A 16117-nucleotide genomic window follows, 5' to 3' on the forward strand; every position below is an offset into this window, starting at 1 on the left:
CCGCCATTTACTGTTAAAAAGCCAATAAATGGTGTTCTGTCAATCAAGGTGTATCTATGGTAACTATATCTTAGCCATATGATGTTTTATCCATTAAATGTAAAACGTTTTTAATATAAGCTTATCTTAAAGTTAATAAATGGAGTGCATTCATTTCGAACAAGTTAGCAAATACTATGGGAAAAAGAGAGCCATTGACGGCCTTACATTCAGATTGGATTGTGGTGAGAGTATGGCCCTAATCGGCCCTAACGGTGCTGGAAAGAGCACAACTCTTAAGATCCTTGCCGGTATATTAAAGCCGGATTCAGGCAGCGTTTCGATATCTGGCTACGATCCATCTACTAATGATGCTAGGAAAATAGTGGGCTATCTGCCAGAGGACGCTGCTCCCTACTTTACTCTTTCCGTAAGGGAGAATCTGGAATATATAGGTGCATTGAGAGGAGTTCAGAATCTGAATTCTCGGATGGATTTCCTCATGGAATTGCTTGGACTAGGTAACTATAGGAATGTAAAGGTTTCAGCGCTGTCTAGGGGTAACAGGCAGAAGTTAGCTATTGCTCTTGTGTTGATACACGATCCAAAGGTTCTCTTGCTTGACGAACCGCTCAATTACCTTGATATACCATCGCAGGAGGCTATAACCAAATACTTCCACAGCCTCAAGGCTACATTCCTCGTTTCAACGCACATCATGTCCATAGCCGAGCGTTTCACATCCAGAATCCTCATAATAAATAACGGGCGGAAGGTGTGGGAGGGCGATATTCAGCAGATAAAGGACCAGAGCAACAGGAGCAATGTTTCAGTTGAGGATCTTATAACCAGGATTATGGGTGGGCAACTTGAACTTTAGGCTCATCAGGTTTGTGATAAAAACAAGGTTCACAACTCCTATGCTTGTATTCTACATATTCTTAATTATTCTTCTCTTATACGATTCCTACTTGTCGTATACTTCCAATCTTGTTCTAAGAGCAAATAGCATTTACTTAGACGGCATAATATCTCTGGTAATCTTCATAATCTCAATTTCCGGTAGCGTTATGCTTAAAAAGTCTGATGTAGACTTCCTGTTTCAGCTGCCAGTTAAGCGGTCTGACCTAGGGATAGCTCTTCTCTTCTCATCGTTGCTTAGTTTTTCTATAACTCCAATATTCCTAGGGTTCCTTGTTTTAACAGTCATGAGCGGCTATTCCATATTCATAGGCATACTGGATATTTTTCTCCAAGTATTTCTGGCTGTGGAGATAGGGTTCTTAATAAGGAATTTCAATTTTAGGAAACGTGCAATTATATCTGCGATTCTTGCCATATGGTTTCTTCTTCCCGGCCTATCATACTTTGACTTGGCACCAACTATAACATACAGCGGGTATCCGTTTGTCGGTACAATCGTGCTAATAGCTTTACTCGTTCCCATATCTTATTTGGCCATCTCGCGCGCAGGAAACGCAACCTATTTATTCAGTTCATCTTTCGTGGAAAAAATGGGCGAAGTAAGCCATGGTATATCATTCTATGGACTCTCACCAAAATCGGCAGTCAGAAAAAGATACTTCATGATCTCTGGTTCGTCAGGGGTAATGAGGGTCGGCGCAGCCGCTAGATCCTATACCTCGAGAGGAGGAATACGTTCATTTTTTATTGTATCCGTTGTAATTGCGATCCTATACGGCATCCTAATTTACTTTATTCCCAAAAGTATGTATCTATTCGTAGTTCCTTATGTTGTATTATATGGAGTCTTTATAATCCCAACTGCTAGAAGTTATGGATCTGTTTCATCAGAGAGAGTATGGCTCGCCTTTATGTCCATGCCACCTCACATCTATCTCAGGAATGCGTCTCTTGCTAGATCCTTTTCTCAGCTACTTCTATCAGTTCCATTCTTCGCAGCGAACATTTTGCTATTTATCATTTTAAAGGCGAATATATTCCTAGCGGCCTCATCTTATTTTGTGCTTATTTCTCCTGCCATATCTATAATATCCTTCTTTATGTCTGCATATATTAACCCAATGCAGATAATTGATATAGGAGAGATATCATATTCCTATAGGAATTCGCTATCTTCATTACTGACAATGTTGATCTTGTTGGCGATCTCAGCCCCTGCTATCATAGGCCTCTTTACACCTATATTTTCTGTTTATTACGTTGTAGGTATTTGGATACCATCCGCTATAATACTTTATCTTCCGCGCACTGGATCTGCCATAATGAAACGTATGGTTGAAAGGAACTTCGTCTAAACATCCCTTAATGGGTAAAAGTTGATTCGTGGAAAAATAATTTACTTATACAGAATTATTATTATGGTGCATGGGGAGCCGGGATCTTGGTGTAGGATCCAGTATAATGCAGTCAATAGGCGGATCCGGTCCTATGCTTAATATCGTAGGCGTATTTGCCATAATTGCAAGTTTTTCTTCAATTAACCTCGTCTACATTGTAATTGGTGCGTTCATCATATCGTTAGTAAACATATATATGCCATACAGAGCATCAAAGATCATAAGGTCAAATGGCGGCTATTACACTTTAAATGGCATCTTTATGGGCAAAAGGACTGGCCTTTTTGTATCTATACTCTACTTAATATACGGCTTCGCTGCTTTTCCATCAATTACCATTTTTACGGTATCGATACTTTACTACCTCTCGGGAAGCTTAACCATGTCGGTAGTAGCAGCAGACGCAATTGCAGCATCAATAGCATTTGTTACAATGGGCGGAACATATGTTTCCGCTAAAGTCCTTAAGATCCTTGGCGCACTGGAAATAATGTTTATTGTTTTGTTAGATGTAAGCATGATATCCCATGGATCCGGAGTAATATCTCCATATGCCCTATCTTCGGCAACTACGCCTAATTTTTGGTATGGGATTATGTTCGGGCTTCTTATGTTTTCTGGACTTGGATCTTCACTCTTCATATCAGAAAATACAAAAAACAGCAAAGTTTCTGTGTCAAGGGGAATAGCAATAGCGTATGCAGTATCTGGATCTTTGATGGTAGTTACTGCATTAGCAATAGAGAGATTCCTTGGCAACAATATATCTTATTACTCATCGAATCCGTTCTACATTATTGGAAGCGTTAAAAGCGTGCTTGGTTCGTATTTCTATATATTTTTCCTATTCTTCTCAGTTTCCAGTGCCTTCAACCTTGCGGTCGCCTACTTAAATGCATTCAGCAACTCTGCTGTAAAGATGGGAGAAGATGGTATTATAGCGCCCCTTTCTAGGAGGAAGGTATTAGCCATATCGCTTGCATTGGATATAGTCGCATCGAGCGTATTCCCAATACTATTTGGTCCATTTGTGGCCTTCGTAACAATTACGGGCCTCGTTTCAGCTTCGTACCTCACAGTTCACCTTATATCTAATGTATCACTTTATAAACATATATCAGCTTCAAGAGAGGTGATCGGAAAGATAATGCTCATTGCTTCATCCTTTACTGTTCTCGTTACATTAGCATATTCTATCTTAGCTGATATCTACACGTCTATGCTTGTCGATATATTCTTTGCCATTGCCCTTCTGGTAGCAATTTATTCCGTTTTTTATATTCTACGTTCAAGCAGATATACATCTATCATATTCCATTATGAGTAGTGGTCTACGTGGAGGATATAATATTTGGGAAAAGATCGAACGTATTTGATGTTAATCCAGAAAATACTGTATTTGTGCTAATCGCTGGAACAAGCGAAGTTTCAACTGTCCCAGGGATAACATCTGCTGGGGCGACGCCAGAGCTGACAAGGCTGACGCCAGCAATAGACTCGGAGATAATAGGCGAAGGCAAATGCCTTAGCAGCAAAGACCCACCTATGACACCTGAGGGCATTCCTACTCCTGCAATAGTAACTAAAGCGATATTGTCGTTGACGAACATTCGCTATATCATTGTGAACGGCGGATTCTATGCCAAGCCTAAGACACCTTTCATAGAAACTGGATTGAAGCCATCAAACAACCCGGCTGTGAAGACAGCGATAGAGGATCTTGACGCTGCTATACATGCGGGCGAACATATAGGCAGGTTGCTGGATGGGGTCTTTGAGAACATCATTCTTGCTGAAAGCGTACCTGGCGGTACAACAACCGCATATGCTGTTCTAAAGGCGATAGGCATAAATGCCAAAACAAGTAGCTCCATGAAGGAAGATCCGTTTTCTATAAAAGAAAAGATAGCTGAAATGAGCTTTAGGAGAAAGCTAGAAAAATCGCCACTTGGTGCAGTTAAGGAGTACGGGGACAATATGATGGCAGTATCGCTAGGCATATCTTCCTCTGTTAAAAGATCAAAGATAATATTCGGTGGAGGAACGCAGATGGCCACAGTTATGTATCTGGATAGGCTCATCAATGGAATGAGAGACAGATATATCTCAACAACCGGCTGGGTGTACTATCACAGGACTGAATTATTCTCTGATCTCGGGTTGAGTGACTATTTAGCTGTCTCAGCCATGGACTTCTCTGGAATGAAACATCCTGGCCTTAGGTACTATCAGTATGGCCACGTCAGAGAAGGCACTGGAATGGGTGCCGCATTTCTCCTTGCAAGGTTAATGAACTTTGAAGCAGAGGCAATATATAAAAGCGTAGATGATTTCTACGAACAATTCATTTAATTTATTGTGCCAACGATAGGTACGTATTTATCGCATCTTTATTTTCCCTAACGTCATGCACTCTGATTATCGATACTCTGTTGTTTGCAAGGTATATACTAGTACCGATGGTTCCTGGCAGCCTGCCCTCAACGGCCTGGCCTGTTATTGTCCCGATAAACGTTTTCCTCGAAGTTCCTACGAGCAGGGGCATACCGATGTGAAAGCTTTTGATATTCCTCAATATTTCAATATTGCCTTTCAGATCTTTTGCAAAACCTATCCCAGGATCGCTTATTATTCTTCCAAAAGCGACATCATTAGCCAGTAGGTTGTTTGCTCGATCTAGCAAGAAACCTATGACGTCAACTATAACATCATCATAGTTTGTAAAGTTCTGCATGTCTTGTGGAGATCCCCTCATGTGCATGACAACACAGTATAGGCTTGAATCCTTCGCTAGATCTATCATCTCCTTGTTGGTAAAGCCTGATATATCATTTATGTAGTTTATTTCATACTTTACAAGATTTTTTATTACGGAAGGATGCCTAGAATCTATAGACACAGGTATGTCTGAATAATCCCTTATTATTTTTATGACCGGCAGCAGCCTCTCATATTCTTTTGTAGGATCCACAGGCTTGCTTCCAGGCCTTGTGCTTTCTGCACCTACATCAACAATATCTGGCTTCTCGTCTATGATCTTGAAAATAAGGTCTTCGTTTCCCAGTACGCGGCTTCCAGAATAAAATGAGTCTGGAGTTGCGTTTATTATGCCCATGATCTTTGGTTTTATGGGTTTTTCATCCAGCCCAGCAAAAATTCTTTCCGCTGCCTGATCTTCGTAACTAGGGAATACTGAATAATACCGCATTAGATCCTTTAGGGCAGACTGATCTAGCTTTACTATATACTTTTTTATTCCGTTTTCCAGTATAGTCTGGTGTTCCACAGGCGGCTCTCTCTCAGATATGACCTCGAAAAGGTATTTGCCATCCTCCTGCTTGTATGCACCCCTTCTCGGTATTATGAGGCCGTCCATGGTTTAGGTTATTAATAATGAATATATGATTTTAGCTGAGCAACGGCCTAGCCTCAATAGCTTGTGCTCTTTTCAAGGAATGGAACTAAATCGCCTAGTGTTACAATTTCCTGTTCTCCAGTCGAGAGATCTCTTACTGTCACGCTGTTGTTTTCAAGGTCCCTCTCTCCAGCTATCACAGCGTATTCACATCCTTCATAAGAAGCGTATTTCAGCTGGGATGAAAGCGACCTATCCATTATCTCTGCAGATACAATGAACCCTGACGATCTTAACATCTTTGAAATTGAAGCAATCCTCTCCGCTTTCACTGTTCCAACCCTGCATACATATACACTTTTCTTGGCATGTGGTGCCTTCACACCCTTGCTCTTAAGGAGCAGCGATATAACGGCATCGCCCATCCCAAATCCAACTGCAGGTATGTCTTGTTCTGAAAATAGCTTTGCAAGATTGTCATATCTTCCACCCCCTAGAATGGCTCTAAATTGTCCGCTTTTATCATAGGCTTCAAATACCAGGCCGGTATAGTACGATAAGCCCCTCACGATAGAAAAGTCATACTTTACAGATTTCACTCCGTATTCTTTTAGAATATCTATTGTGCGGATGAGCCTCTCAGCCGCCTTAGAAACCTTCCCGCTGCCAAATAGGCCAGATATGCCCCCTGGTTCAGATGCTTCTGAGCACATCCTATATATTGTGTTTGAATTTTCCTCGGAGAGACCGACCGACATAAGATCATCTACGAAAGTTTCCTTGCTTACCTTGTGAAACCTATCTACAATAGAGAAAACCGTATATGGATCGGCAATTCCCATGCCGTTCAATATGTCTTCCATCATAATCCTGCTGTTAACTCTTATTTCGTACGCTCCGGACAGACCGAGCCCGTCCAGTATGCCAGATGCAAGGGAGATTATCTCAGCGTCAGCTTCCTCATTGCTTGGGCCGAAAATATCTGCGTTGAACTGATAGTGCTCCCTGAATCTCCCTGCTTGAGGCTCTTCGTACCTCCATACTTTTGGAAAGCTATACCATCTTACTGGCTTTGCTATATCCTTTCTGGAGGTAAGCATCCTTACCGTAGATGGGGTGGCTTCTGGTATAAGAGTTACCTCTCTTCCACCTCTATCTGTAAACGAATAAGTCTGATTCAATAATTCTTCTCCTGACTTTATCCTATAAAGATCGATGTATTCAAGGCTTGGAAAATCGATCCTTTTAAATCCATACGATTCGGCTACTGAGGATGCTGTTTCGAATATGAATTTTTCAATCTCCATATCTTCAGGGTAAAAGTCCCTAAACCCCTTTATCCTTTCTATCTGCACAGGAAAACACCACTGTGTTGTGAAATTACAGGAGTATTTATAGATTATGAGAGGTAAAATTTAAATCTTTATGTATAGGAGGCAAACTGAGAAAAATAAAGGCAATAGAAGTTAAATAACGATCCAGCATTTGAAATGTGAAGTAAATATCCTAAACAGTTTTGGATCTTTAACTAGGTCTATACGTAAATCTTAGTCTAAAAAATACGCTATTGCAGAATGAAAATGTTGAAAGCGAAAAAATTGAAAAACAGAATACGCATATCTTATTCTGATAGGAAAGGTAACCCGGAAACTTCTGTCTGGCAATATCTTATTTGGTTGTATCTACAAAGCCTATAGTCCTAGACGGCAGAAGCAATAGGCAAACTTTAACAGAAATTGTGGCCTTATTCGTAGGATCTGTCGTCCATATTGGCATAGTTATACGTGGAATCTCTCTGTGAACCAGTTGTTTCCGAAGAGTAAGCTGCGGCCATGCTTCCGTACTCTTTCATAATCTTCTCCTCAACAGGTACGTATAGTTTTATTGCTTCTTCCACATCTTCCTTATCTATGAGCTTGTTTCCCTTGAATACGGCAATGTCTCCGGCAGCCCTTATTAGCCCACCAAGTTCACGCAGGCGGAGTGTTAGTTCATTGTTTTTTCTGTCTATAAGCTTTGCCCTCTTTCTGCCTTCCTCTATTATCAACTGCGCTGCATCCATTGTCATGTGCGGTATCTTCCCGTCCATGTTTATTTCCTGGGCAATAAACTGGAGATACTTCATCCTATTCTCTTCAGTATCCTTCATCGTTGTTTTCATCAGTATTTCGTAACCGTTCCCAACTATCCTCGACCTTAGTGGACTGAGTATGTAAGGCAGATCGTTAATGTTGCAGGCTGCAACAAGAATAAAGTCGGCTGGTACTTTATCAACCCTTACGCTGGCCCCTGCACTCTGTGGGTTTCTGCCTGTGATCGGAAAGACCTTCTCCTGCATAGCAGTGAGTATGTATCTCTGAAGGTTGCCTAGGTGAGTTATCTCATCAATAAATAGGACACCTTCATGCGCTTCATGAACAGCACCAGCAATTACTCTTTCATAGGGAAGGGTGCCAAGCTGCGGATGGCCGCCATATGGATCATGTCGCACATCGCCAAGCAGCTCCGTTTCGCTTGCTCCTGTAGCAAGAACAAAAGGATTTCTGTCTATTGGAACTATTGTTTTGCTTGGGCTCTTCTTCTCTAAACGCCTTCTTCTCTCCAAAGTTTTTTCGTCTAAAACTCTTATCTTGTCGTTGTACCTTTCGTATACCACTATCTCGTCGTGGTCCCCATTTCTTCTCGTCAAGGTGACCTTGTCAACATTGTTTTGTACGCCAAAAGCGGCCCCTATAACGTTAAATACATCTCCGAATGGGCCCTGGGTTCCTATTTGGGCTTTTGGAGAATTACAGTTTGGACAAACCATTTCTGTAGGCGAAGAGTAGAACCCGCATTTGCTGCATCTGTATCCAAGCCTTTCAGCTACGCTTGTAGGCGCATCTTTAGGATCTATCAATGTGCCAGACGTAGAGCTTTCTTCCTCCCTTTCCAGCATGACCTCTTCTCTTGTTTTTATTTCGACGAAAGGCCTCTCAGGATACTGTGGGTTATGTACAACTCTAATCTCTTCATTTGGCCTGCCTATGTAAAATGAAAGGGCCTGAGCGATCATGGATTTTCCAACACCTGGCGGACCAACAAGAAGCAGATGCCTTCTCTGCCTTGCCGCTACACTTGCTATTCTTACAGCTTCATCCTGACCGATAACCCTATCAAGTGGGTTATTCGGGATCTTTATATACGATGTATCCGGATATTCTTCAAAAAAATTCACGTAGACCGATCCCATGCTATCACGTTTATGTCAACGGGTTTCTTTGTTATGTGCCCAAGTTTTAGCCCGTATATATTCTTTATCCCAGCATTGTACGCTACATCGATCAACCTTTGTGATATAATACCGCCGGTAACAATGGTATTTCCTTGGGGATCCTGAATAATCCTGTCAACAGCCTCAGCTACTGGAAATGAAGCGATTCGTTGTCCGTTCGAATCGTATATTTCGGTTGTCTTTAACTGTGAGAGCGCTTCTATCCTCCTGGAAACATCGTGTGGATTTAATAAGTCTAAGTATCCTTCCTTTGGGACGGATACCTGCTGAGTTACTTCTCCCTGTTCCAGTACTTCATTCTTTTCAGCTTCAGGTTCTTCTAATACCTCTTTCTTCTGTTCGCTGTTATGGTTTGTAAATACCAGGTTATTCCTCTGAGAATATTCTTTGAGTTCATCGTTCATTCCATGCATAGACAGGTACTGATCTATTGGTGTCTTGTATCTTAACGCTTTTACTATCTGTTTATACGTGAGCTCTTCTACCTCCGTGCCCGGAGGCGCCCTTGCGACAAAATCAACCTCAGCTACTTGTAGCATCTCTTTCAGTATTAGATCTCCTCCCCTATCTCCGTCCAGGAAAACGGTCACTGTCCTCTCCTTTGAAAGCTTTTTCACAGTTTCTGGTATGTTAGTACCCTGCACTGCTATCGTATTCTTTATTCCATACTTAAGCAGGTTTAAGACATCATTCCTGCCTTCGACGACTATTATCGAATCAGAATCATTTATTGCTGGACCCGCAGGAAGCTTTTCTTCGCCGTAAGATATTATCTCAGATTTTTCTACTTCCTCCCTTACACTTTTTACCAAGCTTTCACTGAGATCGTCGCCCTTGCTGTTCATATCTTGATATATCTTTTTCGCTCTTTCTATTATCTTCTGTCTCTTCTGAACCCTGACGTCTTCCACATTTGCAATTTCAACTTTTGCTTTGCATGGGCCTATCCTATCTATAGTTTCAAGCGCGGCTGCCAAAATAGCTGTTTCAACCTGATCCAAACCAGATGGTATAAGTGCATAGCCTTCAGTCCTACCTTTTTTGCTATCGATCTCAACTTCAATTCTCCCTATTTTGCCACTTTTTTGGAGATCCCTTAGATCGAGATCATCACCGAGCAAACCTTCGGTTTGACCAAATATTGCACCAACAACGTCTGGTTTTTCAACCACCCCATCCGTGTATATTTTCGCTTTGATCATGTATTTTGTTAAATTTGGATCTACGTTCATCCATATCACCTTTTTTAATGATAATGATATTAACATTACCACCTAATACAGGCATCAATCTACCAATGCGTATATGCTATATAATGTATTCTATCAACGAATTGAACGCTTGTCGATTCCTGAGCTCTTTCGATATCGACCAATTTATAGTTACTAGATGGACCAAAAAAGCTATCCAAATTTCGTTTTTCGGAAGCACAGATTTGATCGATTTTATGATACTATTGAACAGGTGATCTGCGTCAGGCGAAATTACGCAATGAGCTTATGATGGTCAGATATTTATATATCGAATGAATAGCAATCTTAAGATTATTTATGATCAGATTTGGTATTGCCGGTATACCCCTGACAAGTAAAGGGAGGACATTTATAGATTCAGTTGAAGAAACACACAATCTTGGCCTCAATGCACTAGAGGTGCAGCTCCTTAGGGTTAATGTCCAAGAAAACTCTGCAGAAGAGTTTGCAGGCCTTCGTCCTAGGGATGTAGAAGATTCAATAATCATCGATGTAATGAGGCAAGACGAAGAAGGGAACTATGTTAGTGTAGGTATAAACACAGAGATAGAGGAAGACGACATCGTAAGGGAACTTTTCTGGAACATGGCTAGAAACTATGATGATCTCGAAACTGGCGGCCAACTGGCTAGGGAGTTGGATATAACATTGTCTATGCACGCGCCATATTATATGGACATGATTGCAGGTAACGATGTAGCAGATAAGTCAATAAACCATCTCAGGTGGGCTTTGATACTTGGAAAATATATGGGGGCTAAGAGAGTAATCACACACTCTGGATTCTATCACGGCCAGAAAAAAGACGCGGTAAAAAAATTTGCCGAAGTTTACGCCGATCTGGTTAACGAATTTCCGCCTGATGCCGGCTATCCTTACATTGGAGTCGAGACTTCGGGTAAACAGGAAGTTTTCGGTACCGTTAAAGAGGTTACAGACCTTGCCAAGAAGGTAAATATAGAGCCTATTCTGAATTTTGCACACGTTCACGCTATTACTGGGGGATCACTTATGGAGATAAAGGATTTCGAAAGCATCATAAACGAATTCAAGAAGTATGCAAAGTATGACCTATACACGGAGTTTTCTGGGGTTGAATTTGAGGGAAACGAAGAAAAAAGGCTTACTGCCATAAAACATGGGACGCTTAAATTTGAGACACTGTCCGAGTATCTTATAGACTATCCTGACGACATGACAATTATCTCGTCTTCTCCGCTTCTTGAACATGATGCGCAATACATGCAGATAATTTACATAAGGTCTTACTTTAAGAAGATGCAGAGAAGGCATCTTGCTGAAAAACCTGTTTCAGGTGAATGAAGTGAGGGATTATCCTGTTAAAAAGGGGATAGCAAATACTCTAGAAAGCATCGCGGATCTGCTGTCTGGAATGGGCTATCAATTTAGCATAGAAGGCGATATTATCGTAACATCACTACCAGGCATATCGCGTATTGAGATAAAACCAGAAAAGAGGAAGCTTCTTGTTAACACCTCAGACTACAGCGATGGCGTAGACAAGCTGCAAATAATAAAGAACTACAATGATCTTATAGAGAAGCTTACAGGGTATAGCGCCAAGGAAAGAAAAAAAATGATGACAAAAGATTGATTAATTATTAAATTCGCAGCAGTAAATATTGAATTTTTATGGCATGAAGAACTGTAGTAATACAGCAAGACCCATTATAGCCAGTATAAGCCCGAGAGTTATGAATGAAGCAACGTGTGTTATCTTCCTTATCCTCTTCATCTCATCGTATTTTTTCTCCTCGGCAAGTCTCATTATAAGTTTACCGTGATAGATATTGTTCGCGTACATCAAAACTATCATTATCCATACTACTATTACCTTTGCCAGTAGGATTTTTCCGCCAATAGTTGTTGTTAGGAGACCGAAGTTTCCGTGTATGTATTCATAGCCAAGGTAGCCTCCTGATACTACAAGTATAGCAATAGTGGCATCTGTCCACCATCCAAAGTACCTCCCGATTATCCCTACTATCTTTGTTCTCATTGATTCGTCTTTTGTCATCTTATAAGATGCAGGCCAAACTATGAACCATATGAAGAAAGAACCGCCGATAAACATAATCGATGCAAAGACGTGTATTATTAACACAGCCATAATGAGGTCAAGCGAACTCATGTCGTTATATCGGGGGTGGGTATAAATTAGTAGCGATTCAGCCACGAATTTCGTTTTTATAGCAAGACAATATGATAAGTATATATCAATGTCAGACTTATAGCATATTATCAATGATTATAATTCATTGAATATGGAATAAGTTACAGCCACCATAATATGTGAATTTACATAAATATGGATAACTTTGAGTTTTCATGCAATATTAATTCAATGATCATTTTATTTTATTATTCTTATTTTGGCTGACATAATCTAATCCGAGGTTTATTAAAAACAAGATAGAAATATTTTAATACAACGAAGCGTATTAGTATTAAGGTGAACCAAAATGGTTGGAATTAGTGAACTTTCTAAAGATGTTGCCAAGAAGGCAAACACAACCCAAAAGGTTGCCAGGACAGTCATAAAATCGTTCCTGGATGAAATCGTTGCTCAGGCCAACGGCGGTCAGAAGATAAACCTGGCTGGCTTTGGGATATTCGAGAGGAGAACACAAGGCCCGAGGAAAGCAAGAAACCCTCAGACGAAGAAGGTTATAGAAGTACCATCCAAGAAGAAGTTCGTCTTCAGGGCATCTAGCAAGATAAAGTACCAACAATAAAATTCTTATCTTAATCCTTAACTCTCTATTTTTTACGTTATAGATCACATTATCGATATTCACGAATGCTTGTGAGAGTACTTGTTTTAGCTGATTTATTACCATATCTGGTAACAATTATGTTTATATGTATATTACGTATATATACACTATATGGATAATATTCCAGACTGGGTATTGAGGCAGAAGAGAAAGGGTATTGAGATCAGGAGGTTCGGTGATCGTTATTATGCATATGAGGTGACAAGCAAATATGATAAGGAACTGAAGAGGGCAAGGAAGGTCACAGGAAAATATCTGGGCGTCGTTACAAAGGATGGCATAGTAAAGAAGGGAGAAATCACAGGCATAAAAGGTGACTATGAATACGGCAACATTGCCCTTCTCTATGGAATAGCTGAGAGGACAGTCATCCCCGTCCTAAGGGAGATATATCCCACAATGTGGAAACGCATCATATCCTATGTCATTCTGAGGAACATACAGCCACTGCCAATGAAATCCGTTCATTACCTGTATGAGAAGACATACCTGCCAAGAATCATGGACGAGAGCATGTCGCCTGATTCGCTGTCAAGGATGCTCTCCTCACTGCCTGAGGACCAGAGCATCCGTGTCATGAAGAAACTCACTGAAAAGGGTGAGTATGTCCTCATGGATTCCACTGCAATATTCTCCAGATCAGAGAACATGTCATTCCTGGAACTTGGACATAACTCAAAGGGCATGCATCTTCCCCAGATCAACGTGATGATGCTGTTCTCATCCACCAGGACAATGCCTACCTTTGTTAGAATTCTTCCAGGATCAATAAGGGATGCATCCGCCATGTCAAAGACCATTGACATGGCAGGTGTTGATCGGTGTGTAATAGTGGCGGATAAGGGATTCTTCTCTGCAATCAACGTTAAGAAATTGAAGAGGAGGCACCTGAGCTACATCATTCCACTGAGAAGAAACTCATCACTCATACCTGAACCTGAACACTTCATGGGTGTGTTCAGCTATGACGGTAAACCTGTAAAATACTGGAAACGTGAAAATGATGTGTACATATTCGAGGATCCTGTTCTGCGATCTGAGGAGGAGAAGGACTTTCTTCTCAGAATTGAAGAGAATAAAAGGAGCAGAAAGCAGTATGATGAGAACGAGATCAATTTTGGAAAGCTTTACCTTCTTTCGGATCTAAATGAGGAACCTGAGAGAATATATCGCCTGTATAAACAGAGAGAATATGTGGAATACGCATTCAATGTGTACAAGAATGATCTAGAGGCGGATAGATCATACCTCAGGGATGACCACATGCTTTTCACATACATGTTCCTCAATCTTCTGTCGCTTTATCTACACTTCCAGATTCTCAACATGATAGATGGAAAATACAGCGTGAAGGATATCCTACTCATACTCTCCAGGATAAAGATGTACCGGACGGAGAAGGGGGAGATCATGAGCGAGATACCAAAAAAAGCCAATGATCTGGTATCAACTCTGAATATAGATCTCGACCTATTACGTAAAAAGGCGTGAGTTAAGGCTTAATTTTTAATATTTGGCAGTTTTACAATTTTTTCTAAAATAAAACACAAAAAATGTAATTTATCTTGCTGACTGTGCGACTCTTTCTATCTCTTCTTTCTTGCTTATTGCAAACGAAGACGCATCGTTCTTTGCAGCAAGCATGATTTCATCAGCAAGGCAATTAACAATCGACTTTTTGCTCTTGAAAGAGGCATTTGTAGCTCCAGTTGCAATGTTACGGAGTGCTTCATCGACTCTCCTTGATGGAGACACATCCACTGATTTAGGTACTGCAATACCGCCGTACTTCAGCCTTGTAACCTCTTCACGTGGGCCTGCGTTTTCTATAGCATTTATTAGTATCTGGAGTGGATTTTGTTTTGTCTTATCTGCAATGATATCAAAGGCATCCTTGGTTATCTTATAAGCGCTGTACTTCTTGCCTGTCCATTTTTCTGTCCTCATGAGTTTATTTATGAGCCTCTCCACAACATTCATATTTATTTTCCCAGCATAGTAGGAGGAAAACCTGCCTCCAGTATGTAGGTTTAGAGCTGATTTGACATTTATGTATTTCACCATTCCTGGATCGTGTACTTCGACAGAGTTAACATCATACTTGTCAAATAGCAACAGCATGTTTACCTCACCGTCTTCTCCTTTCTTCCTTTAACGAGCTCTTTCAGGGAAATGCCGTTAACAGCGACTACTTTATAACGCACTCCAGGTATATCTCCCTTACTTCTTCCCATCCTTCCACCAATTCCTTCAACTGTAACTTCGTCATGTTCGTCAATATAGTTTATTGCACCATCACCTACAGCAAATGCTGTTATTTGCCTACCATTTTTTATAAGCTGCACCTTAACGCACTTTCTTATAGCGGAGTTAGGCTGCTTTGCCTCAATACCAACCTTTTCAATTGCTATGCCTTTCGCTTGTGGAGCGCCCTCTAGTGGATCGCTTTTCCTCTTCAGTTGAAGTACTCTTCTTTTATAATCTCTATCAGACCAGCGAAATTTCTTCCTATTTTCAAGCAGCTTCCTGCCAGCGTTCAATCCATTTCCCATAATATCACCGTGCAGTGATGAATACGTTACCTTTAGTAATAGTGTGTGCTGTATTTTCTGTCTATATATAACACTTGTGTATTGTATCTTGCGTTTGCTTCACATCCTCTACTAAGGTAATGAAAGGATCTTTCCTCTGTCAGATATTTACCCGTAATTCTATTTATATGCTCGAATCTTCAAATTTTAAATTTCAAGTTGTTTACACTTATATTAGTATTAACAGAACTAGGCAACACCATCAAATTTAATATTTTCTGTATCCTTTTATAATAGAACGAAATTATTCTCGCTTACAACGGAAAAGGCAATAATCCATTCTCTAAAAACAGAAGTCTTCAGTTCCTTATCGATATCTTTACTCGAATGGTAATAGTTCAGTGCTTTTAAGTTCATCAGAATACGCATTTCAAACTGAAAGATCCTTGCATAATAAATGCATTATAATATTATAATGAATAAAAGACCTGCCAGAGACCCTGATGGTCAGAGGATAATAGACGAACTCACAAGGGAAAAGAAAGAGCAGGAGAAGGTAATTGATAAACTGCAGAAAGAGAAGAAAACTGCCATTCAGGCCTAATC

General features: G+C 40.5%; 16 protein-coding genes. 9 read left to right on the plus strand and 7 right to left on the minus strand.

What is annotated here, in order from left to right; all coding sequences use genetic code 11:
* Positions 1-139 precede the first annotated feature (139 nt).
* The 4 genes from TVG_RS00795 (at position 140) to TVG_RS00810 (ending at position 4652) form a co-directional block, all read left to right on the plus strand.
* Positions 140-859 carry an ABC transporter ATP-binding protein gene (locus TVG_RS00795; RefSeq protein WP_010916405.1) on the plus strand — a complete coding sequence of 240 codons (720 nt, stop codon included), beginning with the start codon at positions 140-142 and terminating at the stop codon, positions 857-859.
* Entirely contained in the window at positions 849-2258 is a 1410-nt protein-coding gene (locus TVG_RS00800; protein WP_010916406.1) for a hypothetical protein, read from the plus strand. Before TVG_RS00795 ends, TVG_RS00800 begins: the two co-directional genes overlap by 11 nt.
* A gap of 70 nt (positions 2259-2328) precedes the next feature.
* Entirely contained in the window at positions 2329-3627 is a 1299-nt protein-coding gene (locus TVG_RS00805; RefSeq protein WP_010916407.1) for an APC family permease, read from the plus strand.
* Positions 3627-4652: a nicotinate-nucleotide--dimethylbenzimidazole phosphoribosyltransferase gene (locus TVG_RS00810; protein ID WP_010916408.1), complete on the plus strand. Its 1026-nt coding sequence runs from the start codon at positions 3627-3629 to the stop codon at positions 4650-4652. The genes TVG_RS00805 and TVG_RS00810 overlap by 1 nt, the downstream gene beginning before the upstream one ends.
* 1 nt (position 4653) lies before the next feature.
* Here TVG_RS00810 and folP read toward each other — a convergent pair whose 3' ends face one another.
* The 4 genes from folP to dnaG all read right to left on the minus strand — a co-directional run bounded on the left by folP (position 4654) and on the right by dnaG (position 10161).
* Positions 4654-5676 carry a dihydropteroate synthase gene (gene folP / locus TVG_RS00815; RefSeq protein WP_010916409.1) on the minus strand — a complete coding sequence of 341 codons (1023 nt, stop codon included), beginning with the start codon at positions 5674-5676 and terminating at the stop codon, positions 4654-4656.
* Between the two features lie 53 nt (positions 5677-5729).
* Complete coding sequence (gene hisS, locus TVG_RS00820) at positions 5730-7010, minus strand: histidine--tRNA ligase (protein ID WP_010916410.1); 1281 nt, start codon at positions 7008-7010, stop codon at positions 5730-5732.
* 389 nt (positions 7011-7399) lie between these two features.
* A complete protein-coding gene (locus TVG_RS00825) occupies positions 7400-8887 on the minus strand; it encodes a Lon protease family protein (RefSeq protein WP_010916411.1) in 1488 nt (495 codons plus the stop codon).
* On the minus strand, positions 8869-10161 hold the full coding sequence (dnaG, locus tag TVG_RS00830; protein WP_010916412.1) for a DNA primase DnaG: 1293 nt from the start codon (positions 10159-10161) through the stop codon (positions 8869-8871). Before dnaG ends, TVG_RS00825 begins: the two co-directional genes overlap by 19 nt.
* 318 nt (positions 10162-10479) lie before the next feature.
* Between dnaG and TVG_RS00835 the strand changes: the two genes are divergently transcribed.
* Together TVG_RS00835 and TVG_RS00840 are read left to right on the plus strand one after the other, a co-directional pair.
* Positions 10480-11505, plus strand: a complete 1026-nt coding sequence (locus tag TVG_RS00835) for a TIM barrel protein (RefSeq protein WP_010916413.1) — start codon at positions 10480-10482, stop codon at positions 11503-11505.
* A gap of 1 nt (position 11506) precedes the next feature.
* On the plus strand, positions 11507-11797 hold the full coding sequence (locus TVG_RS00840; protein WP_010916414.1) for a DUF5611 family protein: 291 nt from the start codon (positions 11507-11509) through the stop codon (positions 11795-11797).
* A gap of 36 nt (positions 11798-11833) precedes the next feature.
* Here the strand turns inward: TVG_RS00840 and TVG_RS00845 are convergent, their stop codons facing one another.
* Positions 11834-12334, minus strand: coding sequence for a hypothetical protein (locus TVG_RS00845; protein ID WP_010916415.1), 501 nt, complete (start codon positions 12332-12334; stop codon positions 11834-11836).
* Between the two features lie 331 nt (positions 12335-12665).
* On the opposite strand from TVG_RS00845, the gene TVG_RS00850 reads away from it, so the two are divergent.
* A complete protein-coding gene (locus TVG_RS00850; protein ID WP_010916416.1) occupies positions 12666-12938 on the plus strand; it encodes an HU family DNA-binding protein in 273 nt (90 codons plus the stop codon).
* A 153-nt stretch (positions 12939-13091) separates the two neighbouring features.
* A complete protein-coding gene (locus TVG_RS00855; protein ID WP_010916417.1) occupies positions 13092-14471 on the plus strand; it encodes an IS1634-like element ISTvo4 family transposase in 1380 nt (459 codons plus the stop codon).
* 69 nt (positions 14472-14540) lie between these two features.
* Here the strand turns inward: TVG_RS00855 and TVG_RS00860 are convergent, their stop codons facing one another.
* Positions 14541-15101, minus strand: coding sequence for a 30S ribosomal protein S7 (locus TVG_RS00860; RefSeq protein WP_010916418.1), 561 nt, complete (start codon positions 15099-15101; stop codon positions 14541-14543).
* Between the two features lie 2 nt (positions 15102-15103).
* Complete coding sequence (locus TVG_RS00865; RefSeq protein WP_010916419.1) at positions 15104-15532, minus strand: 30S ribosomal protein S12; 429 nt, start codon at positions 15530-15532, stop codon at positions 15104-15106.
* 454 nt (positions 15533-15986) lie between these two features.
* On the opposite strand from TVG_RS00865, the gene TVG_RS08880 reads away from it, so the two are divergent.
* Positions 15987-16115 (plus strand): hypothetical protein, encoded by a 129-nt coding sequence (locus TVG_RS08880; protein ID WP_277770631.1) that lies wholly within the window; start codon positions 15987-15989, stop codon positions 16113-16115.
* Positions 16116-16117: the final 2 nt, after the last annotated feature.

This window comes from Thermoplasma volcanium GSS1 (assembly GCF_000011185.1).
Lineage (GTDB): Archaea > Thermoplasmatota > Thermoplasmata > Thermoplasmatales > Thermoplasmataceae > Thermoplasma > Thermoplasma volcanium.

Excerpts from the sequence above, each read along its gene's own strand:
- TVG_RS00860 (WP_010916418.1), bottom strand. The coding sequence starts at position 15,101 with ATGCTGTTGCTATTTGACAAGTATGATGTTAACTCTGTCGAAGTACAC.
- TVG_RS08880 (WP_277770631.1), top strand. The coding sequence starts at position 15,987 with ATGAATAAAAGACCTGCCAGAGACCCTGATGGTCAGAGGATAATAGAC.
- TVG_RS00855 (WP_010916417.1), top strand. The coding sequence starts at position 13,092 with ATGGATAATATTCCAGACTGGGTATTGAGGCAGAAGAGAAAGGGTATT.
- TVG_RS00805 (WP_010916407.1), top strand. The coding sequence starts at position 2,329 with ATGGGGAGCCGGGATCTTGGTGTAGGATCCAGTATAATGCAGTCAATA.
- dnaG (WP_010916412.1), bottom strand. The coding sequence starts at position 10,161 with ATGAACGTAGATCCAAATTTAACAAAATACATGATCAAAGCGAAAATA.
- TVG_RS00835 (WP_010916413.1), top strand. The coding sequence starts at position 10,480 with ATGATCAGATTTGGTATTGCCGGTATACCCCTGACAAGTAAAGGGAGG.
- TVG_RS00850 (WP_010916416.1), top strand. The coding sequence starts at position 12,666 with ATGGTTGGAATTAGTGAACTTTCTAAAGATGTTGCCAAGAAGGCAAAC.
- TVG_RS00795 (WP_010916405.1), top strand. The coding sequence starts at position 140 with ATGGAGTGCATTCATTTCGAACAAGTTAGCAAATACTATGGGAAAAAG.
- TVG_RS00825 (WP_010916411.1), bottom strand. The coding sequence starts at position 8,887 with ATGGGATCGGTCTACGTGAATTTTTTTGAAGAATATCCGGATACATCG.
- TVG_RS00865 (WP_010916419.1), bottom strand. The coding sequence starts at position 15,532 with ATGGGAAATGGATTGAACGCTGGCAGGAAGCTGCTTGAAAATAGGAAG.
- folP (WP_010916409.1), bottom strand. The coding sequence starts at position 5,676 with ATGGACGGCCTCATAATACCGAGAAGGGGTGCATACAAGCAGGAGGAT.
- TVG_RS00845 (WP_010916415.1), bottom strand. The coding sequence starts at position 12,334 with ATGAGTTCGCTTGACCTCATTATGGCTGTGTTAATAATACACGTCTTT.